The organism is Streptomyces sp. NPDC001093 (genome assembly GCF_040298985.1).
Classification (GTDB): Bacteria; Actinomycetota; Actinomycetes; order Streptomycetales; family Streptomycetaceae; genus Streptomyces.
In genome coordinates this window covers 1-22,695 of the sequence record NZ_JBEPBF010000150.1, presented here as the reverse complement: position 1 = coordinate 22,695, position 22,695 = coordinate 1, and the positions used below count along the sequence as shown (strand labels likewise).

Sequence of the window (22,695 nt, the reverse complement as noted above, 5' to 3'; positions counted from 1 at the left end):
ACCTCCGGGATACGGCGCAGCTGGTCGGCCTTGACCGTGATGCACCGCTCCCCCAGGTCCCGCCCGATCCGGCGCCCCTCGGCGTCGAAGAGGTGCGCGGCCATCTCGGCGGCGACACCGAGCGAGGCGTAGTGCGCCCGCTCCTCGTCGCTGAGCATGTCGTGCACGGTCGAGATGCCCGGCTCCCAGGAGCCGATGGAGACACAGGCGACCGTGACCTTGTCGAAGTACTCGAAGGCTCGGGCGATCCCGGTCTGGTTGCGCAGCGCGGCCGCGGTGGCCGCGTCCGGCAGCAGCATCGGCGCGTAGATGGGGTGGGCGTCGCCGCCCGACACCTGGGCGGCTCGCCGCACGGCCTCGACCGAGCCACGCTCCGAGGTCCCGGCGTCGTACACCCCCGTCAGCTGCACCACCGTGCACGGCGGCAGCCGGTCCAGCGCCGCCGCCATGTGGATCGTGGACCGGCCCCAGGCCAGCCCGAGCACATCCCCCTCGTTGACCAGCTCGCCGAGCAGGTCGGCGGCCACTTCCCCCAGGTTCTCGGGGTCGGGGGTCTCCTCGGCCTCGGCCGGGGACTCGACCACGACAGCGTGCCTCAGGCCGTAGCGGGCGCGGAGCGCGTCGGAGCGCTCGGCGTCCAGCTCGGCCGGGACACGGATCTCGATGCGTACGAGATCCCGTTCGAGAGCGGTCTCCAGGACCCGGGCCACCTTGAAGCGGCTGACGCCGAACTCCTCCGCGATCTGGATCTTGGACTTGCCCTCGAGGTAGAAGCGGCGGGCCATGGCCGCCGCCTGCACCAGCTCAGCGGGTCCCATCCGCATGGCTGACCGGCCCGCCGACATACCCGACACGGCGATCTCCTCACTGCTGTTCACACTCTGGATTCGCCGTTCATCCTTGCAGATTCGGCGCGGCGGATCCGCCCTGAAGGGCGCCGTTCACTTAACCGTTCACGTACCTGTGGCTCAGTGGTCGCATGCCCAGGACGCCTTGGCGGTGGCCGACGCCGCCTGCGCGCGCAGGGCACGGACCGCCTCCTCGGGGTCCTTCGCCCCGTACACGGCCGAGCCGGCCACGAACACGTCCGCTCCCGCGTCCGCGCACCGCTCGATCGTCGAGGCCGAGACACCGCCGTCCACCTGGAGCCACAGCTGCAGGCCGTGCTTGCTGATCAGCTCACGGGTACGGCGGATCTTCGGCAGCATGATGTCGAGGAACGCCTGGCCGCCGAAGCCGGGCTCGACCGTCATGATCAGCAGCATGTCGAGTTCCGGCAGCAGGTCCTCGTACGGCTCGATCGGCGTCGCGGGCTTGAGCGCCATGGAGGCACGGGCCCCCTTGGCACGGATCTCCCGGGCGAGTCGCACCGGAGCGGCGGCCGCCTCCACGTGGAAGGTGACGGAGGAGGCGCCCGCCTCGACGTACTGGGGCGCCCAGCGGTCGGGGTCCTCGATCATCAGGTGGCAGTCCAGCGGGGTGTCCGTCGCTCGCGCCAGGGACTCCACGACCGGCACGCCGAGCGTGAGGTTCGGGACGAAGTGGTTGTCCATGACGTCGACGTGGAGCCAGTCGGCGCCTTGGACCGCCTTGGCCTCCTCCGCGAGGCGGGCGAAGTCGGCGGACAGGATGCTGGGGTTGATCTGCACGGCCATGCCCCAAGCCTGCCATGTCGCCGCGCTGGGCTGTAACGGCGGTCCGTTTCGGTTGTGGTTTGTCTGCGGGTCGGTGGGGGTTGATCGCGCAGTTCCCCGCGCCCCTTACGGGGCGCTGTGCCCCGGCGGTGTTTCAGCCCGTTCTGCGGATCAGGGCCAGGTACATCGCGTCCGTGCCGTGCAGGTGGGGCCAGAGCTGTACGTCCGGGCCCTCGCCCAGCGCCGGAACCCCCGGCAGCATCGGACGGGCGTCGATCAGTTCGGCGTCGGGGCGCTGCTTGAGGACGTCGGCGACGACCGCGCGGGTCTCGGCGAGATGCGGCGAGCAGGTCGCGTAGCCGACGATCCCGCCGACCCGCACCGAGTCCAGCGCCGTGCGCAGCAGGGCGCGCTGGAGGGGTGCGAAGTTGTCCAGGTCCTCCGGGCGCCGCCGCCAGCGGGCCTCGGGGCGCCGGCGGAGCGCGCCGAGCCCGGTGCACGGCACGTCCATCAGCACGCGGTCGAAGGTGCCGGGCCGCCACGGTGGCCGGGTGCCGTCGGCGGCGATCACCTGGTACGGCCCCGGGTTGCCGGCCAGCGCCTTGGCGACGAGACCCGCCCGGTGCGGTTGTTTCTCGGAGGCGAGCAGTGTGGCCCCGCGCTCGGCGGCGAGGGCGGCGAGCAACGCGGCCTTGCCGCCGGGCCCGGCGCACCCGTCGAGCCACTTGCCGTCGGATCCCTCCAGGGGCGCGCCCGCGAGCGCGAGGGCGACCAGCTGGCTGCCCTCGTCCTGCACTCCGGCCCGCCCCTCGTGCACGGCCTGCACGGCGCCCGGTTCCCCGCCCTCGGCGAGCCGCACGGCGTACGGCGACCAGCGCCCCGGCACGGCGGCGTCCTCGCGCAGCAGCTCCTCGGTGGTGGCCCGCCCCGGCCGCGCGACCAGGGTCACCTCGGGCCGTTCGTTGTCGGCCTCCAGCAGGTCCTCGATGCCGGCACGCCCGCCGCCGAGGGAGTCCCAGAGCGCGGAGACGACCCAGCGGGGATGCGAGTGCACGACGGCGAGGTGATCCTCCGGGTCCTCGTCGTACGGCGGCGCGACCTTCTCCAGCCACCCGTCGAGGTCGTCCTGGGCCACCTTCCGCAGCACGGCGTTGACGAACTTGGCGCGCCCGTCGCCGAGCACCACCCGCGCGAGCTCCACGGTGGAGGAGACGGCGGCGTGCGTCGGGATCCGCGTTCCGAGCAGCTGGTGCACACCGAGGCTGAGCACGTCGAGCACCGGCGGGTCGACCTCGCGGAGCGGCCGGTCGACGCAGGCGGCGATCACCGCGTCGTACGTGCCCTGCCGGCGGAGCGTGCCGTAGACCAGCTCGGTGGCGAGGGCGGCGTCGCGCGCGTCGAAGTCGCCCTGCCCGCGCGCCTTGCGGAGCAGCGGAGGCAGCACGAGGTTGGCGTATGCGTCCCGCTCGTCGACCGCGCGCAGGGCCTCGAAGGCCAGGATGCGGACGGGGTCCTTCTGGGGACGACGGTAGGGCTTGGCGGGCTTACGAGGCCGCCGGGACTGCTCGCTCACGAAAAAGGTGCTCCGGATGTGAAGGAGGGCTGCGGTGTCCAGCCTACGTCGGCGCACCGCCGCCCCCGCCGCCCGGGGCTCAGCCGCCGAGCGTCTCGCCCTCGGCGATGCGCACGCCGCGCGCCCAGTCGGCCGCCCGCATCGGCTTCTTGCCCTGTGCCTGCACCCAGAGCAGCTCGACGGCGTACGAACCGGTGCCCACGTGCACGCTGTTCTTGCCGACGGCCAGCCGCCCCGGCGCGAGGTCGGTGCGCCCGGGCACGGGGGTGACCTGGATGAGCTTGAGCCGCTCGCCGCGGAACGTGGTCCAGGCGCCGGGCGCCGGGGTGCAGCCGCGCACGACGCGGTCGACGCGCAGCGCGGGCGTGGCCCAGTCGACCTCGGCGTCCTCGACGGTGATCTTCGGCGCGAGGGTGATGCCCTCGCTCGGCTGCGGTACGGCCTTCAGGGTGCCGTCCTGGATGCCGTCCATGGTCGCGGCGAGCAGCCCCGCGCCCGCGAAGGCGAGCCGGGTGAGCAGGTCGCCGCTGGTGTCGGTGGGCCGGATCTCCTCAGTCACGGTGCCGTAGACGGGTCCCGAGTCGAGCCCCTCCTCGATGAGGAACGTCGACGCGCCGGTGATCTCGTCGCCGGCCATGATGGCGTGCTGCACGGGAGCGGCTCCGCGCCAGGCGGGCAGCAGCGAGAAGTGCAGGTTGACCCAGCCGTGGGCCGGGATGTCCAGGGCCACCCTGGGCAGCAGGGCGCCGTAGGCGACGACCGGGCAGCAGTCCGGGGCGATCTCCTTCAGCCGCTCCAGGAACTCCGGATCGCGCGGCCTGACGGGCTTCAGCACCTCGATCCCGGCCTCCTCCGCCCGCTCGGCCACGGGCGACGCGACCAGCCTTCGCCCGCGCCCGGCCGGCGCGTCGGGGCGCGTGACGACGGCGGCCACCTCGTGCCGACCGGAGGCGATCAGAGCGTCCAGAGCGGGAACGGCGACCTCGGGGGTACCGGCGAAGACGAGCTTCATGGGCGGGATCGGGCCTCTCGGGCGGGGGTTGGACGGGCAGCGCACCAGTCTATGACCAAGGAACCGCACACGAGCCATGCCCACGGACGCACGCCCGGACGGACGGCAAACGGGAAACGGACCTGAACCCGAACCACACACGGCGCACGCCCGGACAACCGGCGTAGGCATATGCCCGTACGCCCCCACCCCGTGACCAGCGGAGCGCACACGCGTTGGTCAAGAAAGAGTTGACCACAAAGGGCCGCTTAGGCGGCCCAATTCCTTTCAACGCCGGTTCGAGAGGCTTGTTCATGGCCGACCACGCAACCCACGACGCCCAGGCCCGGGCCAGCCTGCACTTGCTGGTGCGGGACATCGAGCGAGTCCGCCGGCAGGTGGACGCACTGCGCACGCTCACCGCCCAGCTGGGCAACGTCTACCGCCCGCGCCGCTCCGGCCCGTCCACGGGCTTCGTCGTCTACGGACGCGCCCCCGCCCCGACGGTGCGCCTTGCCCAGGAACTCCGGGACAGTGTCGAAACCCTGGTCACCGCCGCCGTGGACTTCGACCGCTCGCTCGGCTTCTCGTGGGACGCGGTGGGCTCGGCGCTCGGCGTCACCAAACAGGCCGTGCACCGCCGTTACGGCGCCCGCCGCGCCGCGGCCCAGGCGGCCGCCGAGGCCGAGCGGGCCACCGAGCCGTCCGGCACCCGTACGCTCAGTACGAACACCGGCCTGCCCGCGGTCCCCACGGTCCCCGCAGCGCGCTCGATGCCCACGCAGCCGACCGCGGGCAGCCCGGCCCTGCGCGACCGTGACGACGCCCGCCCGACGGCCTTCCCCGCCCCGCGCAACGGCTGAGCAACAGCTGAGCACGGGCTGACGCCTCCCCTGCCCTCCCGGTGCCGCCCGGGAGGGCATCCCCGCACCCGTCCGAACCGAACCAGTCGGACACCGCCGTCACCCGATGTCCGGCGGATCGATCCGTACCCGCACCGCCTCCCCGCTCCCCCGTGCCAGACGGGCGGCCTGGGCGGTCTTCAGCGCGGCAGCCAGCGCGGCCCCGCTGCCCGGCGGCACCCGGACCAGCGCCCGGTCCCAGTGCTCGCCCGGTGGCGGTGCTCCGGGTCTGCGGGGCCCGCCCGGCGGCGCCGACGGCATCGGCACCGGACCCAGCACCTCCGCGTCCGTCGGCAGCTCGACCGAGGCCAGGAACTCGGCGACGGCCGTGGGCGTCCCGGACACGGCCGCCATCCGCGACACCGGCGGGAAACCCAGCTCGGCCCGCTCGGCCAGTTCCCGCACCGCGTGCCCGACGGGGTCCCAGCGCACCAGCGCCTGCACCGGCCGCAGGGTCGGCTCGGCCACCACGACCACGGTGCCCCCCTCGCTCTGCGGCCGTACCAGCGAGCCCGCCGCGATCCACCGGCGCAGCGCGTCCTCGCCGGCCCGCAGATCGGGTCGTACGAGCATGGCCCAGCCGTCCAGCAGGAGGGCCGCCGCGTAGCCGCCCTCGGCGACCGGTTCGGCCCCCGGCGTGCTCACGACCAGCGCGGGCGTGCCCGGCACCGTGTCCAGCACGTGTTCCCGCCCCGAGGTGCGCACCGGGACGGCGGGAAAGGCGCGCCCCAGCTCCTCGGCCGTCCGCCGGGCACCCACGACCTGGGCCCGCAGCCGGAATCCGCCGCACTCCGGGCAGTGCCAGGCGTTCTCCTCGCGTCCGCACCAGCCGCACCGCAGAACCCCGGCGTCCTGGCCCTGGAGCGGCCCGGAGCAGTGCCGGCACCGGGCGGGCGCCCGGCACCGGTCGCAGGCCATGCGCGGCGCGTAGCCGCGCCGCGGTACCTGTACGAGCACCGGTCCGTGCCGCAGCCCGTCGCGGACCGCCTGCCAGGCGAGCGTCGGCAGCCGGGCGGCGCGGGCGGCCTCGTCGCGGGCGAGGTCGTCGTCCCCGACCGTCCGGACCAGGGGGGCGGCCCGCCGCACCTGCTCCCGCCCGGCGACCAGCGGCCGGGCCCAGCCGCTCTCCACGAGCTGGGCGGCCTCCACGGTGCAGCTCCAACTCCCCAGCAGGAAGGCGCACTTGTCCAGGGCGGCCCGCAGCAACAGCACATCCCGGGCGTGCGGTTGCGGGGCGTGCTGCTCGCTGTGGCTGTCGTCGCCGTCGTCCCAGACGGCTACGAGCCCCAGGTCCTGAACGGGCGCGAACATGGCGGCCCGGGTCCCCACCACGGCCCGTACGGCACCCCGGCGCACCGCGAGCCACTGCGCGTACCGCTTCTCGGGCCCTGCCTCGGCCGTGAGCAGCGCGTGCCGGCCCGCGCCGAGCAGCGCGGTGAGGGCGGCGTCGACCCGCGCTGCCGCCCGCCCGTCCGGTACGACGACGAGGGCGCCGCGGCCCGAGGCGAGCGTGGCGGCGACGGCGCGGGCCAGTTCCTCGCTCCACAGCGGGCCCGGCAGGGCGTTCCAGACGGCCCTGGGCGACCCGCCGGAGGCCAGGGCGTGGAGGAATGCGTCCCCGTGCTCGTACCGCCCCCAGGAGGCCGTCTCCGGCGCGTTCGGCGGGGGCAGGGGGGCGGGTGACGGCCGCTGCTCGGCCCGGGCGCTGCGGGGCGGTACGGCCAGCTGGAGCACGTCGGCGAGGCTTCCGGCGTACCGGTCGGCCACGGCCCGCGCCAGGCCCAGCAGCTCCTCGCTCAGCACCGGCTCCGGCGACACGACCTGGGCGAGGGCGGCCAGCGGCCCGGAGTAGTCGGACTCGGCCCGCCGCTCGACGAGGAAGCCGTCGATGAGGCCGCCGCCCTCCCGGCGCCCTTCCCGCACCCGGCCCCGCCCGGCGCCGAACCGGACCCGGACCCGCACTCCGGGCTGCGCCTGCTCGTCCAGCTCCGCGGGCACGGCGTAGTCGAAGTACCGGTCGAGATGCAGCACACCCTTGTCGACCAGCACCCGGGCGACGGGCAGCTGCGGGGCGAGCTCGGCTCCCCGCCAGGTCCGCGGCTTGGCCCGCGGCACCTTCGCCTTGCGCACGCTCTCCCGGATGAGCGCGAGCTGCTCCGGCGGCGCCCCTTCGGCCCCGCCGTCCCCTTCTGCCGGGGGCGCCCCGTTCTCGCTGCTCACGCTTGCATTCTTACCAAACGGCACTGACAACCGACGCCCGCCCGAGATCCGGATCGGCAGCGGTACGGATTCAGCTTCACCGCACGCCCCGGAGGGCGCACTCCACGAAGTAACCGCGGCCTTCGCACCGGGCGGCGTCGACGGCGTCAGCGTGGACACCGCCCGCCCTGGCCCGCCAGTCGATTCGGTACGCCGAGGCCCGGCCCCAGGAAGGGAACCGGGCCTCGGCGAGAAGAGCGGTCGGGGCTTACAGGCCCACGGCGGCGCGCAGGGCGTCGACGCGGTCCGTGCGCTCCCAGGTGAAGTCGGGCAGCTCGCGGCCGAAGTGGCCGTAGGCCGCCGTCTGGGCGTAGATCGGGCGGAGCAGGTCGAGGTCGCGGATGATCGCGGCGGGGCGGAGGTCGAAGACCTCGTCGATCGCCTTCTCGATCTTCTCGGCGTCGACCTTGGCGGTGCCGAAGGTCTCCACGAACAGGCCCACCGGCTCGGCCTTGCCGATCGCGTAGGCGACCTGGACCTCGCAGCGGGAGGCCAGGCCCGCCGCCACGACGTTCTTGGCGACCCAGCGCATCGCGTACGCCGCCGAGCGGTCCACCTTGGACGGGTCCTTGCCGGAGAAGGCACCGCCGCCGTGGCGAGCCATGCCGCCGTAGGTGTCGATGATGATCTTGCGGCCGGTCAGGCCGGCGTCGCCCATCGGGCCGCCGATCTCGAAGCGGCCGGTCGGGTTGACCAGCAGCCGGTAGCCGTCGGTCTCCAGCTTGATGCCCTCCTCCAGCAGCGCCTTCAGTTCCGGCTCCACGACGAACTCGCGGATGTCGGGCGCGAGCAGCGACTCCAGGTCGATGTCGGAGGCGTGCTGCGAGGAGACGACCACCGTGTCGAGACGGACGGCCTTGTCGCCGTCGTACTCGATGGTGACCTGCGTCTTGCCGTCCGGGCGCAGGTAGGGGATGGTGCCGTTCTTGCGCACCTCGGACAGCCGCTTCGACAGGCGGTGCGCCAGGAAGATCGGCAGCGGCATCAGGGTCGGCGTCTCGTCGGACGCGTAGCCGAACATCAGGCCCTGGTCACCGGCGCCCTGCTTGTCCAGCTCGTCGTCGTCGCCCTCGACCCGGGACTCGTACGCCGTGTCGACGCCCTGCGCGATGTCCGGGGACTGCGCGCCGATGGACACGGACACGCCGCAGGAGGCGCCGTCGAAGCCCTTCTTGGAGGAGTCGTAGCCGATCTCCAGGACCTTGTTGCGGACCAGGGTCGCGATGTCCGCGTAGGCCTTGGTCGTCACCTCGCCGGCCACGTGCACCAGGCCGGTGGTGATCAGCGTCTCGACGGCGACCCGGGAGGTCGGGTCCTCGCGCAGAAGCGCGTCGAGAATGGTGTCGCTGATCTGGTCAGCGATCTTGTCGGGGTGACCCTCGGTCACGGACTCCGAGGTGAACAGGCGACGGGACACAACGCTCCCTGTGGTTGCAGCGGCTGCTGGCTGATCATTGGCGGCGACGCGCGGGGCTGCGCCCGGCGTCGACCGTGAACAGTTTATCGGTCGCACTCGGCCGATGGGGCACGTGTCTCGCCTCTCGGGAGCGCTGTGACCTGCGGCACGGGCATTCTGCACAATGTCGGGCGGCCTTGGCCAGGGACGCCACACCCGATTTCGGCGTGGCGTGAACCTGCCGTCGAGGTCGCCTGGACGTCAGCTCAAGCGCCGTACGACGAGGTCCCAGACGGTGTCGGCCAGGGCTTCCTTGGGGCCGTACGGCACGGGGGTCTCGCTGCCGTCGGCGCCCAGCACCACGGCCTCGTTCTCCTCCGAGCCGAAGGTCTTTCGCTCCCCCACCTCGTTGACCACGAGCAGGTCACAGCCCTTGCGGGCGAGCTTGGTACGGCCGTTGGCGAGGACGTCGTCGGTCTCGGCGGCGAAGCCGACGACCACCTGGCCGGGGCGGGCACGCTCGGCCGAGATCTCCGCGAGGATGTCGGGATTGCGCACCAGGACGATCGGGTCGGGGTCCCGGCCGTCCTTCTTCTTGATCTTGCCGGTGGCGTAGGCCGCCGGGCGGAAGTCGGCGACGGCGGCGGCCATGACGACGGCGTCGGCGTCCGCGGCCGCCTTCAGGACGGCCTCGCGCAGCTGGACGGCCGTGCCGACCGGCACGACGTCCACGCCTGCCGGGTCGGGCAGGCCGGAGTTGGCCGCGATAAGCGTGACCCGGGCTCCGCGGGCGGCGGCGGTGCGGGCGAGGGCGTAGCCCTGCTTGCCGGAGGAGCGGTTGCCGAGGAAGCGGACCGGGTCGAGGGGCTCGCGGGTGCCGCCGGCGGAGACGACCACGTGCCGCCCTGCGAGGTCGGGCTCGGTGACGCCGCGGGCCAGCACCCGGCGGCAGATCTCGAAGATCTCCGCCGGCTCGGGCAGCCGGCCCTTGCCGGTGTCGACGCCGGTGAGCCGGCCGACCGCGGGCTCTACGACGACGGCGCCGCGGCGGCGCAGCGTGGCCACGTTCTCCTGGGTGGCCGGGTGCTCCCACATCTCGGTGTGCATGGCGGGCGCGAAGACGACCGGGCAGCGGGCGGTCAGGAGGGTGTTGGTCAGCAGGTCGTCGGCGAGGCCGTGGGCGGCCTTGGCGAGCGTGTCGGCCGTCGCGGGGGCCACCACGACGAGGTCGGCGTGCTGGCCGATGCGGACGTGCGGGACCTCGTGGACGTCGTCCCAGACCTCCGTGGAGACGGGGTTGCCGGACAGGGCGGACCAGGTGGCGGCGCCGACGAAGTGCAGCGCGGAGGCGGTGGGCACCACGCGGACGTCGTGGCCCGACTCCGTGAACCTTCTCAGCAGCTCACAGGCCTTGTAGGCGGCGATCCCGCCGCTGACACCCAGAACGACCCTCGGCTTGTCCACCGGGACTCCCCTTCGTTGAACCTACGTCTCCATGACACACCACAGGCCCGGCAGTCGCGCCGCCGGGCCTGTGGTGCGAAAACGAACGGTTACTGCGCGGGGCCCTCGACGGCCTCCGACGTCAGCAGACCCGCGTTGATCTCACGCAGGGCGATCGAGAGCGGCTTCTCGTGGACGTGGGTGTCGACGAGCGGACCGACGTACTCGAGCAGGCCCTCGCCGAGCTGCGAGTAGTACGCGTTGATCTGGCGGGCACGCTTGGCCGCGTAGATCACGAGGCTGTACTTCGAGTCGGTGGCCTCGAGGAGCTCGTCGATCGGCGGGTTGATGATGCCCTCGGGCGCGGTGATGGAAGAGGACACGCTCTACCTTCCGATGGGTGGGAAAAGATCAGTCGTGATCACATACTCGCGATCACACAACATCCATCAAGGCTAGCAGCTCGCGCGCCACGTCCTCGACGGAGGTGTTGACCAGGGTCGTGTCGAACTCCGGCTCGGCCGCCAGCTCGGTCCTGGCCGCCTCCAGGCGGCGCTCGATGACCTCGGGCGGCTCGGTGCCCCGGCCGGTCAGCCTGCGCACCAGCTCCTCCCAGGAGGGCGGAGCCAGGAACACCAGCCGGGCGTCGGACATCGACTCACGGACCTGCCTGGCGCCCTGCAGATCGATCTCCAGCAGGACCGGTTCGCCCTTCTCCAGCCGCTCCAGCACGGCCGCGCGGGGCGTGCCGTAGCGGTTGCCGGCGAACTCGGCCCACTCCAGGAGCTCGCCGTTGGCGATCAGCTTGTCCATCTCCTCGTCGGTGACGAAGAAGTAGTGGACTCCGTGCTTCTCGCCGGGGCGCGGCTTGCGGGTGGTGGCCGACACCGAGAGCCAGACCTCGGGGTGTTCCTTGCGCATATGGGCGACGACCGTGCTCTTGCCGACCCCCGAGGGGCCGGAGAGCACGGTCAGCCGCGGACGTTCACTCATGCAGCGATTATTCCAGCAATCCCGGAGTGCCCGGGACTCCCGGTCCGGCTGCGCCCGGACTCAGGAGCCGGTGCTGCCGAACTCACGCTCCAGGGAAGCGATCTGGTTGGACCCGAGACCACGCACACGGCGGCTCTCGGAGATGCCCAGACGCTCCATGATCTGCTTGGCGCGGACCTTGCCCACGCCCGGCAGCGACTCGAGCAGTGCGGAGACCTTCATCTTGCCGATGACGTCGTTCTCCTGGCCCTGCTTGATGACCTCGTGCAGGGAGGCGCCGGAGTGCTTGAGTCGATTCTTGACCTCGGCCCGCTCCCGGCGAGCCGCGGCGGCCTTTTCGAGCGCGGCTGCGCGCTGTTCGGGGGTAAGGGGCGGAAGAGCCACGCCTACGTCACCTCGGATGTCGAACTGTCGGATACGGACCGGTGAGGAACCTAGTCGCCCCACACCTGGGGAGCTACGAGCAACACGCTTTGCCCGTTCACTCTGCTCGGAGACTAGCGGTCAAGGCCGCCAGAGTCAGCGAGAACAGCGGAAAAGTCCTGGTCAGCCTCCGCCAGGTCGGACATTTCAGACATAATGCCCCCGATTTGAGGATGTATTCACACTCAAGTCGTCGCGCCGCCGCTCTCCGAAGCCCTTCCGGGGGGCTCAGGCACCCGCGACGGCGGCCTGGATCTCCTCCGCGAAGCGCTCCGCGGACGCCCGCAGGGCCCCCACGTCGGGGCCGTGCCGCAGCACACCCCGGCTGACGTTCGGCACGACGTTGCGCAGCGCCGGTCCGAACACCTTCGGAAGGTCGGCCGGCGTCGCACCCTGTGCGCCGACTCCGGGCGCGAGGAGCGGACCGTTGACGGCGAGGTCGTACGACGACAGGTCGCCGACCGTGGCGCCGACGACGGCACCGAAGGAGCCCAGCGGCTCCTCTCCCACGTTCTCGACGGCCAGGTGGGCCAGCATGGTCGCGCCCACGGTGCGGCCGTCGGCACGGACCGCGTGCTGGACCTCGGGCCCCTCCGGGTTGGAGGTCAGCGCCAGCACGAACAGGCCGGCGCCGCTCTCCCGGGCCAGCGCGACGGCCGGGCTGAGCGAGCCGTAGCCGAGGTACGGCGAGACGGTCAGGGCGTCGGAGAAGAGCGGGGCGTCCTTGTGCAGGTAGGCCTCGGCGTACCCGGCCATGGTCGAGCCGATGTCGCCGCGCTTGGCGTCCATCACGACGAGGGTGCCGGCCGCGCGGGCCTCCCGGACGACCTTCTCCAGCACGGCGACGCCACGGGAGCCGAAGCGCTCGAAGAAGGCGCTCTGCGGCTTCATCACGGCGACCCGGTCGGCCACCGCCTCGACGACCGTGCGGCTGAACCGCTCCAGGCCGGCCACGTCGTCGTTCAGGCCCCACTCGGCGAGCAGGGAGGCGTGCGGGTCGATGCCGACGCACAGCGGGCCGCGCTCGTCCATGGCGCGGCGCAGCCGGGCGCCGAAGGGCTCTCCAGAAAATGTCTGCGGCCCGGAGGGCCTCGTTGAGGGGTGGTGGTCGGGCGACGGGTGGGCGGTCATGCGGGCTTCCTCACGTCGGCGCCGACCGCGTCGGCGAGGGTGGCGTACGGGCTCGTGCGCAGGCGCGCGGCGAGGCCCTTGTGGATGCTGCGGGACCAGAAGGGGCCCTCGTAGATGAAGGCGCTGTAGCCCTGCACCAGCGTGGCACCGGCCAGAATGCGCTGCCAGGCGTCCTCGGCGGTCTCGATGCCGCCCACGCCCACGAGCGTGATCCGGTCGCCCACGCGCGCGTACAGGCGGCGCAGCACCTCCAGGGAGCGCGCCTTGAGCGGGGCGCCGGACAGACCTCCGGTCTCCTTCACCACGGAGGGTTCGGATTTCAAACCGAGTCCGTCGCGCGCGATGGTGGTGTTGGTCGCGATGATGCCGTCCAGACCCAGCTCCACGGCCAGGTCGGCCACGGCGTCGACGTCCTCGTCGGCGAGGTCGGGGGCGATCTTCACCAGCAGCGGGACGCGCCGGTTGGCCACCGTGCGGTCGGCCGCCTCGCGGACGGCGGTCAGCAGCGGGCGCAGGTGGTCCACCGCCTGGAGGTTGCGCAGTCCGGGCGTGTTCGGCGAGGAGACGTTGACGACCAGGTAGTCCGCGTACGGCGCGAGGCGCTCGGCCGACTTCACGTAGTCGCCGACGGCCTCCGCCTCCGGGACGACCTTGGTCTTGCCGATGTTGACGCCCACGACGGTCCTGAAGACCGGCTCACGGGTCGCCAGGCGGGCCGCGACGGCCAGCGAGCCGTCGTTGTTGAAGCCCATGCGGTTGATCAGCGCGCGGTCCGCGACGAGGCGGAACAGCCGCTTCCTGGGGTTGCCGGGCTGCGGCTCGCCGGTGACCGTGCCGATCTCGACGTGGTCGAAGCCCAGCATCGACATGCCGTCGATCGCGACGGCGTTCTTGTCGAAGCCGGCGGCGAGCCCGAAGGGGCCGTGCATGCGCAGCCCGAAGGCCTCGGTGCGCAGCTCCTTGTAGCGGGGGGCGAGGGCGGCCGCGACGAAGGTGCGCAGCACCGGGATGCGGACGGCGAGCCGGATCCAGCGGAAGGCCAGGTGGTGGGCCTTCTCGGCGTCCATCCGTTTGAAAACCAGACGGAAGAAGAGCTTGTACATGTCCTGTGTCCTCTTGAAGCTTCAGGGAGCCTCATGAAGAGGGGGACACCGTTTCCGGTGTCCCCCTCAAGGGCTGCTAGTCGCGGGCCGCGGTCAGGTGTTCCGCGTGTTCCTGGAGCGAGCGGACGCCCACGTCACCGTGGTTGAGGGCGTCGATGCCCTGGACCGCCGCGGCGAGCGCCTGGACCGTGGTCAGACACGGCACGGAGCGGGCCACCGCGGCCGTACGGATGTCGTAGCCGTCGAGGCGGCCGCCGGTGCCGTACGGGGTGTTGACGATGAGGTCGACCTCGCCGTCGTGGATCAGCTGGACGATCGTCTTCTCGCCGTTCGGGCCGGTGCCCTCCGACTGCTTGCGGACGACCGTGGCGTTGATGCCGTTGCGCTTGAGGACCTCGGCGGTGCCGGAGGTGGCGAACAGCTCGAAGCCGTGGGCGACCAGCTCGCGCGCCGGGAAGATCATCGAGCGCTTGTCCCGGTTGGCCACCGAGATGAACGCGCGGCCCTTGGTGGGCAGCGGGCCGTAGGCGCCCGCCTGCGACTTGGCGTACGCCGTGCCGAAGACGGAGTCGATGCCCATGACCTCGCCGGTGGAACGCATCTCCGGGCCGAGGACGGTGTCGACACCGCGGCCGTGGATGTCGCGGAAGCGCGACCACGGCATGACGGCCTCCTTGACCGAGATGGGCGCGTCCAGCGGCAGCTCGCCGCCGTCGCCCGTCCTCGGCAGCAGGCCCTCGGCGCGCAGCTCGGCGATGGTCGCGCCCAGCGAGATCCGGGCGGCGGCCTTGGCCAGCGGCACCGCGGTCGCCTTCGAGGTGAAGGGGACCGTACGGGAGGCGCGCGGGTTGGCCTCCAGGACGTAGAGGATGTCCCCGGCCATCGCGAACTGGATGTTGATCAGGCCGCGCACGCCGACGCCCTTGGCGATGGCCTCGGTGGAGGCGCGCAGGCGCTTGATGTCGAAGCCGCCGAGGGTGATCGGGGGCAGGGCGCACGCCGAGTCGCCGGAGTGGATGCCGGCCTCCTCGATGTGCTCCATCACGCCGCCGAGGTACAGCTCCTCGCCGTCGTAGAGCGCGTCGACGTCGATCTCGATCGCGTCGTCCAGGAAGCGGTCGACCAGGACCGGCCGGGAGGGGCTGATCTCGGTCGACTCGGCGATGTAGGCGGCGAGGCGGGTCTCGTCGTAGACGATCTCCATGCCGCGCCCGCCGAGGACGTACGACGGCCGCACCAGGACCGGGTAGCCGATCTCGTCGGCGATGGCCTTGGCCCCCTCGAAGGTGGTGGCCGTGCCGTGCTTCGGGGCCGGCAGGCCCGCCTCGGCGAGGACGCGCCCGAACGCGCCGCGGTCCTCGGCCGCGTGGATGGCCTCGGGCGAGGTGCCCACGACCGGCACGCCGTTGTCCTTCAGGGCCTGCGCCAGGCCGAGCGGGGTCTGGCCGCCCAGCTGCACGATCACGCCCGCGACCGGCCCGGCCTGCTGCTCGGCGTGGACGATCTCCAGCACGTCCTCCAGCGTCAGCGGCTCGAAGTACAGCCGGTCGGAGGTGTCGTAGTCGGTGGAGACGGTCTCCGGGTTGCAGTTGACCATCACGGTCTCGTAGCCGGCGTCGGACAGCGCGAAGGAGGCGTGGACGCAGGAGTAGTCGAACTCGATGCCCTGGCCGATGCGGTTCGGGCCGGAGCCCAGAATGATGACGGCCGGCTTCTCGCGCCGGGCCACCTCCGTCTCCTCGTCGTAGGCGGAGTAGAAGTACGGCGTCCTCGCGGCGAACTCGGCGGCGCAGGTGTCGACCGTCTTGTAGACCGGGCGGATGCCGAGCGCGTGCCGGACCTCGCGGACGACGTCCTCGCGCAGGCCGCGGATCTCACCGATCTGCTGGTCGGAGAAGCCGTGCCGCTTGGCCTCGGCGAGCAGCTCGCGGGTCAGCTCGGGGGCCTGGGCAAGCTCGTCCGCGATTTCCTTGATCAGGAACAGCTGGTCCACGAACCACGGGTCGATCTTCGTGTACTCGAAGATCTCCTCGGGCGTGGCGCCCGCGCGGATGGCCTGCATGACCGTGTTGATCCGGCCGTCGGTGGGCCGCACGGACTCTGCGAGAAGGCCGTACTTGTCACCCGGGTCACCGGTGAAGGTGAACTGGCTGCCCTTCTTCTCCAGCGAGCGCAGCGCCTTCTGGAAGGCCTCGGGGAAGTTGCGGCCGATGGCCATGGCCTCGCCCACCGACTTCATGGTGGTGGTCAGCGTGGAGTCGGCCTGCGGGAACTTCTCGAAGGCGAACCGCGGGGCCTTGACGACCACGTAGTCGAGCGTGGGCTCGAAGGAGGCCGGGGTCTCCTGCGTGATGTCGTTCGGGATCTCGTCCAGCGTGTAGCCGACGGCCAGCTTGGCGGCGATCTTGGCGATCGGGAAGCCGGTGGCCTTGGAGGCGAGCGCCGAGGAGCGCGACACGCGCGGGTTCATCTCGATGACGATCACGCGACCGTCCTCGGGGTTGACCGCGAACTGGATGTTGCAGCCGCCGGTGTCGACGCCGACCTCACGGATGACGGCGATGCCGATGTCGCGCAGGATCTGGTACTCGCGGTCGGTCAGCGTCATCGCGGGCGCGACGGTGATCGAGTCACCGGTGTGCACGCCCATGGGGTCGAAGTTCTCGATGGAGCAGACGACCACGACGTTGTCGTGCTTGTCGCGCATCAGCTCCAGCTCGTACTCCTTCCAGCCGAGGATGGACTCCTCCAGGAGCACCTCGGTGGTCGGGGAGAGCGTGAGGCCCTGCCCGGCGATGCGGCGCAGCTCCTCCTCGTCGTGCGCGAATCCGGAGCCGGCGCCGCCCATGGTGAAGGACGGGCGGACGACGACCGGGTAGCCGCCGAGGGTCTCGACGCCGCCCAGGACGTCGTCCATGGAGTGGCAGATCACCGAGCGGGCGGACTCGCCGTGCCCGGTCTTGCGCCGGACCTCCTCCACGACCTCCTTGAACAGGTCGCGGTCCTCGCCCTTGTGGATCGCCTCCGGCTTGGCGCCGATCAGCTCGACGCCGTACTTGGCCAGGACGCCGTTCTCGTGCAGCGAGATGGCGGTGTTCAGGGCCGTCTGGCCGCCCAGGGTGGGCAGCAGGGCGTCGGGGCGCTCCTTGGCGATGATCTTCTCGACGAAGTCCGGGGTGATCGGCTCGACGTAGGTGGCGTCGGCGATCTCCGGGTCGGTCATGATCGTCGCCGGGTTGGAGTTGACGAGGACGACGCGCAGGCCCTCGGCCTTGAGCACGCGGCACGCCTGGGTGCCGGAGTAGTCGAACTCGGCGGCCTGGCCGATGACGATCGGGCCGGAGCCGATGACCAGGACGGACTGGATATCGGTGCGCTTAGGCACGCTGGCCCTCCATCAGGGAGACGAAGCGGTCGAAGAGGTAGGCGGCGTCGTGCGGGCCCGCTGCCGCTTCGGGGTGGTACTGGACGGAGAAGGCCGGCTGGTCGAGCAGCTGCAGCCCCTCCACGACGTCGTCGTTCAGGCACACGTGCGAGACCTCGGCGCGGCCGAACCTGGTCTCGCTGACCTTGTCGAGCGGCGCGTCCACGGCGAAGCCGTGGTTGTGCGCGGTGACCTCGACCTTGCCGGTCGTACGGTCCTGGACCGGCTGGTTGATGCCCCGGTGGCCGTACTTCAGCTTGTAGGTGCCGAAGCCGAGGGCGCGGCCGAGGATCTGGTTGCCGAAGCAGATGCCGAACAGCGGCGTCTTCCGCTCCAGGACGGCGGTCATCAGCGCGACCGGGCCGTCGGCCGTGGCGGGGTCGCCGGGGCCGTTGGAGAAGAACACACCGTCCGGGCCGACCGCGTAGACCTCGTCGGGCGTGGCGGTCGCGGGCAGCACGTGCACCTCGATGCCGCGCTCGGCCATGCGGTGCGGGGTCATGCCCTTGATGCCGAGGTCGATCGCGGCGACGGTGAAGCGCTTCTCGCCGATCGCCGGGACGACGTACGCCTCCTTGGTCGCGACCTCCTCGTAGAGGCTCGCGCCCTTCATGTGCGGCTGGGCCAGCACGCGCGCGAGGAGCTCGGACTCGGACGTGATCGCCTCGCCGGAGAAGATGCCGGCGCGCATCGAGCCGCGCTCGCGCAGGTGGCGGGTGAGGGCCCGGGTGTCGATGCCGGAGATGCCGACCACGCCCTGCCGCTCCAGTTCGTCGTCCAGGGAGCGCTTGGCGCGCCAGTTGGACGGCACGCGCGCGGGGTCGCGCACGACGTAGCCCGAGACCCAGATGCGGCCGGACTCGTCGTCCTCGTCGTTCCAGCCCGTGTTGCCGATCTGCGGGGCGGTGGCGACGACGATCTGCCGGTCGTACGACGGGTCGGTCAGGGTCTCCTGGTAGCCGGTCATACCGGTGGAGAACACGGCCTCGCCGAAGGTCTCCCCCACTGCCCCGTAGGCACGACCGCGGAAGAGGCGGCCGTCCTCCAGGACGAGTACGGCGGGAACCCGGGCGGCTCCCCTTGTGGAGGTCGTCATCGTGCGCCTTCCGTGTCGTTGATCATGTGGTTCAGGGTGTCGACCCACTCGGCGTGCTCGGCCGCGTGGTCGGAGCGGAAGCCGGAGTCGATCAGCTTGTCGCCGAGCTCCCAGGTCACCACCAGCAGTCCGCCCTCGGTGAGGACCTTGCCGGCGATGCCCTTGTCCAGCCGGGCCCCGCGCAGCGCGGCGGTCGGGACGAAGAAGTCGCTCGCTCCGGGACGCTCGACCTCCAGCCCCTGGTCGGTCAGGGTGAGCTCAGCCCGGCTGCGGGTGCCCAGGCCGTGGGCCACGATCCGGTCCAGCCACTGTCCTGCCGTGGTGGAGCCGTGGTAGCGGCCGCTCAGCTCAAGTTTCACCGGGCCGGTCTCCTCCGGCGCGCTGGGCGGCGCGGGCAAGTCGCTCTGGAGAGTGCCGCGCCACTTCCAGCCCTCGCGCATCAGCCAGTAGACGAGCGTGATGAACAGGGCGAGTCCGACGAGCCAGCCGATGCGGGCCGGCCAGTCGGTGACCGCGGCCGACCTCTTGGCCTCGGCCAGCAGGATTACAGGTGTCACGAAAGCTTCCCGTCGACGAGCGTGGCCTTGCCCCGCAGCCACGTGTGCGTCACACGGCCCGGCAGCTCACGTCCCTGGTAGGGGGTGTTGCGGCTGCGCGAGGCGAAGCCCGCGGGGTCCACCTGGCCACGGTATTCCGTGTCGACGAGGGTGAGGTTGGCGGGCTCACCAGCCGAGACGGGACGGCCGTGCCCGGTGGCCTGTCCGATCTGCGCGGGCTTGACGGACATCCGGTCGGCGACGCCGGCCCAGTCCAGCAGGCCCGTGTCGACCATGGTCTCCTGGACCACTGACAACGCGGTCTCCAGACCCACCATGCCCATGGCGGCCGCGGCCCACTCGCAGTCCTTGTCCTCGTGCGGGTGCGGGGCGTGGTCGGTGGCGACGATGTCGATCGTGCCGTCCGCCAGGGCCTCGCGCAGGGCGTGCACATCGCGCTCGGTGCGCAGCGGCGGGTTGACCTTGTAGACCGGGTTGTAGGTGCGCACCAGCTCGTCGGTGAGGAGCAGGTGGTGCGGGGTGACCTCGGCGGTGACCTGGATGCCGCGGGACTTGGCCCAGCGGACGATCTCGACGGAGCCGGCGGTCGAGAGGTGGCAGATGTGGACGCGGGAGCCGACGTGCTCGGCGAGCAGCACGTCCCGCGCGATGATCGACTCCTCGGCGACGGCCGGCCAGCCGCCCAGGCCCAGCTCGGCGGAGACGACGCCCTCGTTCATCTGGGCGCCCTCGGTCAGGCGCGGCTCCTGGGCGTGCTGGGCGACGACACCGCCGAAGGCCTTCACGTACTCCAGCGCGCGGCGCATGATCACCGCGTCGTCCACGCACTTGCCGTCGTCGGAGAAGACGGTGACCCCGGCGGCCGACTCGTGCATGGCGCCCAGCTCGGCGAGCTTCTTGCCCTCCAGGCCGACGGTGACGGCACCGATGGGCTGAACGTCGCAGTAGCCGTGCTCCCTGCCGAGCCGCCAGACCTGCTCGACCACACCGGCGGTGTCGGCGACCGGGAAGGTGTTGGCCATGGCGAAGACGGCCGTGAAGCCGCCGGACGCGGCCGCGCGGGTGCCGGTCAGCACGGTCTCGGAGTCCTCGCGGCCCGGCTCGCGCAGGTGGGTGTGCAGGTCGACCAGGCCGGGGAGCAGCACCTTGCCGCCGGCCTCGACGACCTCCGCGCCCTCGGCGCTGAGACCGGTGCCCACCTCGGCGATCGTCTCGCCGTCGATCAGCACGTCCTGCGGCTCGCCGCCGAGCACCTTCGCACCACGGATCAGGATCTTGCTCATGGGTCTTACTTCTCCTCGGGACCGGTGGGGCGGGTGTGGGTGACGGCGGGCTCGTTGCCGCCGAGCAGCAGGTACAGGACGGCCATCCGGATGGAGACGCCGTTGGCGACCTGCTCGACGGCGGTGCAGCGGTCGGAGTCGGCGACCTCGGCGGTGATCTCCATGCCCCGCACCATCGGGCCGGGGTGCATCACGATGGCGTGCTCGGGCAGCCTGGCCATGCGGTCGCCGTCGAGGCCGTAGCGGCGGGAGTACTCGCGCTCGGTGGGGAAGAAGGCGGCGTTCATCCGCTCGCGCTGGACCCGGAGCATCATCACGGCGTCGCACTTGGGGAGCGTGCTGTCGAGGTCGTACGACACCTCGCACGGCCACGTCTCGACGCCGACCGGCACCAGGGTGGGCGGGGCGACCAGGGTGACCTCGGCACCGAGGGTGTGCAGCAGGTCCACGTTCGAGCGGGCGACCCGGCTGTGCAGGACGTCGCCGACGATGGTGATCCGCCTGCCGGACAGGTCCTGGCCGAGGCCGGTGTCCCGGCCGATCAGGCGGCGGCGCATGGTGAAGGCGTCCAGCAGGGCCTGGGTGGGGTGCTGGTGGGTGCCGTCGCCGGCGTTGATGACCGCCGCGTCGATCCAGCCGGAGTTCGCCAGGCGGTACGGGGCTCCGGAGGCGCCGTGCCGGATGACGACGGCGTCGACGCCCATGGCCTCCAGCGTCTGGGCGGTGTCCTTCAGGGACTCGCCCTTGGAGACGCTCGATCCCTTGGCGGAGAAGTTGATGACATCCGCGGACAGGCGCTTCTCGGCGGCCTCGAAGGAGATCCGCGTGCGCGTGGAGTCCTCGAAGAAGAGGTTGACGATCGTGCGGCCGCGCAGGGTCGGCAGCTTCTTGATCGGCCGGTCGGCGACCCGGGCCATCTCCTCGGCGGTGTCGAGGATCAGGACGGCGTCGTCGCGGGTGAGGTCGGCGGCCGAGATGAGATGACGCTGCATCTGTCAGGCTCCGTAAGGCAGTTCAATCGGGAGAATTCAGGCAATCCGCTGCGTATGCGGGCACGCCGAAGCGGCCGCACGCCGGATCTGCTACTGGCCGGTCTGCTTCACACCGAGCAGCACGGTGTCGCGACCGTCCTCCTCGGCGAGCTGGACCTTGACCGTCTCCCGCAGCGACGTGGGGAGGTTCTTGCCGACGTAGTCGGCACGGATGGGCAGTTCGCGGTGCCCGCGGTCGACCAGGACCGCGAGCTGGACCGCACGGGGGCGCCCGATGTCGTTCAGGGCGTCGAGGGCGGCGCGGATGGTGCGACCGGAGAAGAGCACGTCGTCGACGAGGACGACCAGCTTGCCGTCGATGCCGTCACCGGGGATGTCGGTGCGGGCCAGCGCACGCGGCGGGTGCATGCGCAGGTCGTCGCGGTACATGGTGATGTCGAGCGAGCCGACCGGGATCTTGCGGTCGGTGATCTGCTCCAGCTTGACGGCGAGCCGCTGGGCGAGGAAGACGCCCCGGGTCGGAATGCCGAGGAGCACCACGTCGTCGGCGCCCTTGGCGCGCTCGACGACCTCGTGGGCGATACGGGTCAGCACCCGCGCGATGTCGGGGCCTTCGAGAACGGGCCGCGCATCGGACGCATGCGGGGTGGCGTGCGAGTCCTGCTTGTCCATACGAAGAGGACCTCCTTCTCCGCCTCACGGGACGGACCTTAAAGGACGTCTGATTTGCGCCATCCACCCTAGCAGGTCGCGGAGAGGCCCCCGATCACCCCCCTGGCTCAACGCGCCGCCACTACCACGGAAGAGTCGGTGTGGACCATTCGGCTTGACGCAGGAGAGTCACGCTGCGTAACCTCACAGTGAGTTACCAGCCGCGCGGCGGGAACCCAGTCCGACCGCGTCGACACAGTGTCCGGGGAGCTATATGTCCAGCGAATACGCCAAACAGCTCGGGGCCAAGCTCCGGGCCATCCGCACCCAGCAGGGCCTTTCCCTCCACGGTGTCGAGGAGAAGTCCCAGGGGCGCTGGAAGGCCGTGGTGGTCGGGTCGTACGAGCGGGGCGACCGTGCGGTGACCGTGCAGCGGCTTGCCGAGCTGGCCGATTTCTATGGCGTTCCGGTGCAGGAGCTGTTGCCGGGCACCACGCCGGGCGGCGCCGCCGAGCCGCCGCCGAAGCTGGTCCTGGACCTGGAGCGGCTGGCCACCGTGCCGGCCGAGAAGGCGGGCCCCCTGCAGCGCTACGCGGCCACCATCCAGTCCCAGCGTGGCGACTACAACGGCAAGGTGCTCTCCATCCGCCAGGATGACCTGCGCACACTCGCCGTCATCTACGACCAGTCCCCCTCGGTCCTGACCGAGCAGCTGATCAGCTGGGGTGTCCTGGACGCGGACGCGCGCCGCGCCGTGGCCACCCACGAAGAGGCGTAGCCGCCTCGACTACCTCAGCAGAAACGTGCCGCCGGGGTGGCTGGGACCATGCGGTTCCGGCCACCC

The 22,695-nt window shown here is 71.7% G+C and carries 19 protein-coding genes and 1 pseudogene; 2 read left to right on the top strand and 18 right to left on the bottom strand.

Annotated features, from left to right (window positions below; genetic code table 11):
* The 4 genes from ABT288_RS43030 to fmt all read right to left on the bottom strand — a co-directional run.
* On the bottom strand, positions 1–878 hold an 878-nt coding region (locus ABT288_RS43030), incomplete at its 3' end, for a sugar-binding transcriptional regulator (protein ID WP_351620413.1).
* Between the two features lie 90 nt (positions 879–968).
* The gene (gene rpe / locus ABT288_RS43025) at positions 969–1,655 is read right to left on the bottom strand and encodes a ribulose-phosphate 3-epimerase (protein WP_351620410.1); all 687 of its coding nucleotides are present in this window, start codon (positions 1,653–1,655) and stop codon (positions 969–971) included.
* Positions 1,656–1,788: 133 nt separating this feature from the next.
* Positions 1,789–3,207: an RsmB/NOP family class I SAM-dependent RNA methyltransferase gene (locus ABT288_RS43020; protein ID WP_351620407.1), complete on the bottom strand. Its 1,419-nt coding sequence runs from the start codon at positions 3,205–3,207 to the stop codon at positions 1,789–1,791.
* 79 nt (positions 3,208–3,286) lie between these two features.
* A complete protein-coding gene (gene fmt, locus ABT288_RS43015) occupies positions 3,287–4,219 on the bottom strand; it encodes a methionyl-tRNA formyltransferase (protein ID WP_351620404.1) in 933 nt (310 codons plus the stop codon).
* Positions 4,220–4,512: 293 nt separating this feature from the next.
* Here fmt and ABT288_RS43010 point away from each other — a divergent pair, with 293 nt between their 5' ends.
* Complete coding sequence (locus ABT288_RS43010; protein ID WP_351620402.1) at positions 4,513–5,061, top strand: hypothetical protein; 549 nt, start codon at positions 4,513–4,515, stop codon at positions 5,059–5,061.
* Positions 5,062–5,160: 99 nt separating this feature from the next.
* On the opposite strand, the gene ABT288_RS43005 is transcribed toward ABT288_RS43010, so the two are convergent.
* From ABT288_RS43005 to pyrR, 14 genes and pseudogenes are all read right to left on the bottom strand, one after another.
* Positions 5,161–7,320, bottom strand: coding sequence for a primosomal protein N' (locus tag ABT288_RS43005; RefSeq protein WP_351620399.1), 2,160 nt, complete (start codon positions 7,318–7,320; stop codon positions 5,161–5,163).
* A gap of 247 nt (positions 7,321–7,567) precedes the next feature.
* Positions 7,568–8,776 carry a methionine adenosyltransferase gene (metK, locus tag ABT288_RS43000; protein ID WP_351620396.1) on the bottom strand — a complete coding sequence of 403 codons (1,209 nt, stop codon included), beginning with the start codon at positions 8,774–8,776 and terminating at the stop codon, positions 7,568–7,570.
* Between the two features lie 240 nt (positions 8,777–9,016).
* Complete coding sequence (gene coaBC, locus ABT288_RS42995) at positions 9,017–10,219, bottom strand: bifunctional phosphopantothenoylcysteine decarboxylase/phosphopantothenate--cysteine ligase CoaBC (protein ID WP_351620393.1); 1,203 nt, start codon at positions 10,217–10,219, stop codon at positions 9,017–9,019.
* Between the two features lie 89 nt (positions 10,220–10,308).
* Complete coding sequence (gene rpoZ / locus ABT288_RS42990) at positions 10,309–10,581, bottom strand: DNA-directed RNA polymerase subunit omega (RefSeq protein WP_003982715.1); 273 nt, start codon at positions 10,579–10,581, stop codon at positions 10,309–10,311.
* Positions 10,582–10,633: 52 nt separating this feature from the next.
* Positions 10,634–11,224: pseudogene (gmk, locus tag ABT288_RS42985) on the bottom strand (guanylate kinase); the annotation flags it as partial.
* 27 nt (positions 11,225–11,251) lie between these two features.
* A complete protein-coding gene (locus ABT288_RS42980; RefSeq protein WP_003977346.1) occupies positions 11,252–11,575 on the bottom strand; it encodes an integration host factor in 324 nt (107 codons plus the stop codon).
* A gap of 267 nt (positions 11,576–11,842) precedes the next feature.
* Positions 11,843–12,745, bottom strand: coding sequence for an orotidine-5'-phosphate decarboxylase (pyrF, locus tag ABT288_RS42975; protein ID WP_351620387.1), 903 nt, complete (start codon positions 12,743–12,745; stop codon positions 11,843–11,845).
* Positions 12,742–13,848, bottom strand: coding sequence for a quinone-dependent dihydroorotate dehydrogenase (locus ABT288_RS42970; protein WP_351620384.1), 1,107 nt, complete (start codon positions 13,846–13,848; stop codon positions 12,742–12,744). The genes pyrF and ABT288_RS42970 overlap by 4 nt, the downstream gene beginning before the upstream one ends.
* Before the next feature lie 76 nt (positions 13,849–13,924).
* Positions 13,925–17,233, bottom strand: coding sequence for a carbamoyl-phosphate synthase large subunit (gene carB / locus ABT288_RS42965; RefSeq protein WP_351620381.1), 3,309 nt, complete (start codon positions 17,231–17,233; stop codon positions 13,925–13,927).
* Positions 17,226–18,368, bottom strand: coding sequence for a glutamine-hydrolyzing carbamoyl-phosphate synthase small subunit (gene carA, locus ABT288_RS42960; protein WP_351620378.1), 1,143 nt, complete (start codon positions 18,366–18,368; stop codon positions 17,226–17,228). Before carA ends, carB begins: the two co-directional genes overlap by 8 nt.
* Positions 18,365–18,925 carry a PH-like domain-containing protein gene (locus tag ABT288_RS42955; RefSeq protein WP_351620375.1) on the bottom strand — a complete coding sequence of 187 codons (561 nt, stop codon included), beginning with the start codon at positions 18,923–18,925 and terminating at the stop codon, positions 18,365–18,367. Before ABT288_RS42955 ends, carA begins: the two co-directional genes overlap by 4 nt.
* Positions 18,922–20,208, bottom strand: a complete 1,287-nt coding sequence (locus ABT288_RS42950; RefSeq protein ID WP_351620372.1) for a dihydroorotase — start codon at positions 20,206–20,208, stop codon at positions 18,922–18,924. Before ABT288_RS42950 ends, ABT288_RS42955 begins: the two co-directional genes overlap by 4 nt.
* 5 nt (positions 20,209–20,213) lie before the next feature.
* The gene (locus tag ABT288_RS42945) at positions 20,214–21,200 is read right to left on the bottom strand and encodes an aspartate carbamoyltransferase catalytic subunit (protein ID WP_351620369.1); all 987 of its coding nucleotides are present in this window, start codon (positions 21,198–21,200) and stop codon (positions 20,214–20,216) included.
* A 90-nt stretch (positions 21,201–21,290) separates the two neighbouring features.
* Entirely contained in the window at positions 21,291–21,872 is a 582-nt protein-coding gene (gene pyrR, locus ABT288_RS42940; protein ID WP_351620366.1) for a bifunctional pyr operon transcriptional regulator/uracil phosphoribosyltransferase PyrR, read from the bottom strand.
* 253 nt (positions 21,873–22,125) lie between these two features.
* Here pyrR and bldD point away from each other — a divergent pair, with 253 nt between their 5' ends.
* Positions 22,126–22,629, top strand: a complete 504-nt coding sequence (gene bldD, locus ABT288_RS42935) for a transcriptional regulator BldD (protein WP_014671524.1) — start codon at positions 22,126–22,128, stop codon at positions 22,627–22,629.
* Positions 22,630–22,695: the final 66 nt, after the last annotated feature.

Bases quoted from the DNA above. Each gene is read 5' to 3' on its own strand.
- rpe (WP_351620410.1), bottom strand. From the start codon at position 1,655: ATGGCCGTGCAGATCAACCCCAGCATCCTGTCCGCCGACTTCGCCCGC.
- fmt (WP_351620404.1), bottom strand. From the start codon at position 4,219: ATGAAGCTCGTCTTCGCCGGTACCCCCGAGGTCGCCGTTCCCGCTCTG.
- ABT288_RS43010 (WP_351620402.1), top strand. From the start codon at position 4,513: ATGGCCGACCACGCAACCCACGACGCCCAGGCCCGGGCCAGCCTGCAC.
- pyrF (WP_351620387.1), bottom strand. From the start codon at position 12,745: ATGACCGCCCACCCGTCGCCCGACCACCACCCCTCAACGAGGCCCTCC.
- ABT288_RS42970 (WP_351620384.1), bottom strand. From the start codon at position 13,848: ATGTACAAGCTCTTCTTCCGTCTGGTTTTCAAACGGATGGACGCCGAG.
- carA (WP_351620378.1), bottom strand. From the start codon at position 18,368: ATGACGACCTCCACAAGGGGAGCCGCCCGGGTTCCCGCCGTACTCGTC.
- ABT288_RS42950 (WP_351620372.1), bottom strand. From the start codon at position 20,208: ATGAGCAAGATCCTGATCCGTGGTGCGAAGGTGCTCGGCGGCGAGCCG.
- ABT288_RS42945 (WP_351620369.1), bottom strand. From the start codon at position 21,200: ATGCAGCGTCATCTCATCTCGGCCGCCGACCTCACCCGCGACGACGCC.
- pyrR (WP_351620366.1), bottom strand. From the start codon at position 21,872: ATGGACAAGCAGGACTCGCACGCCACCCCGCATGCGTCCGATGCGCGG.
- bldD (WP_014671524.1), top strand. From the start codon at position 22,126: ATGTCCAGCGAATACGCCAAACAGCTCGGGGCCAAGCTCCGGGCCATC.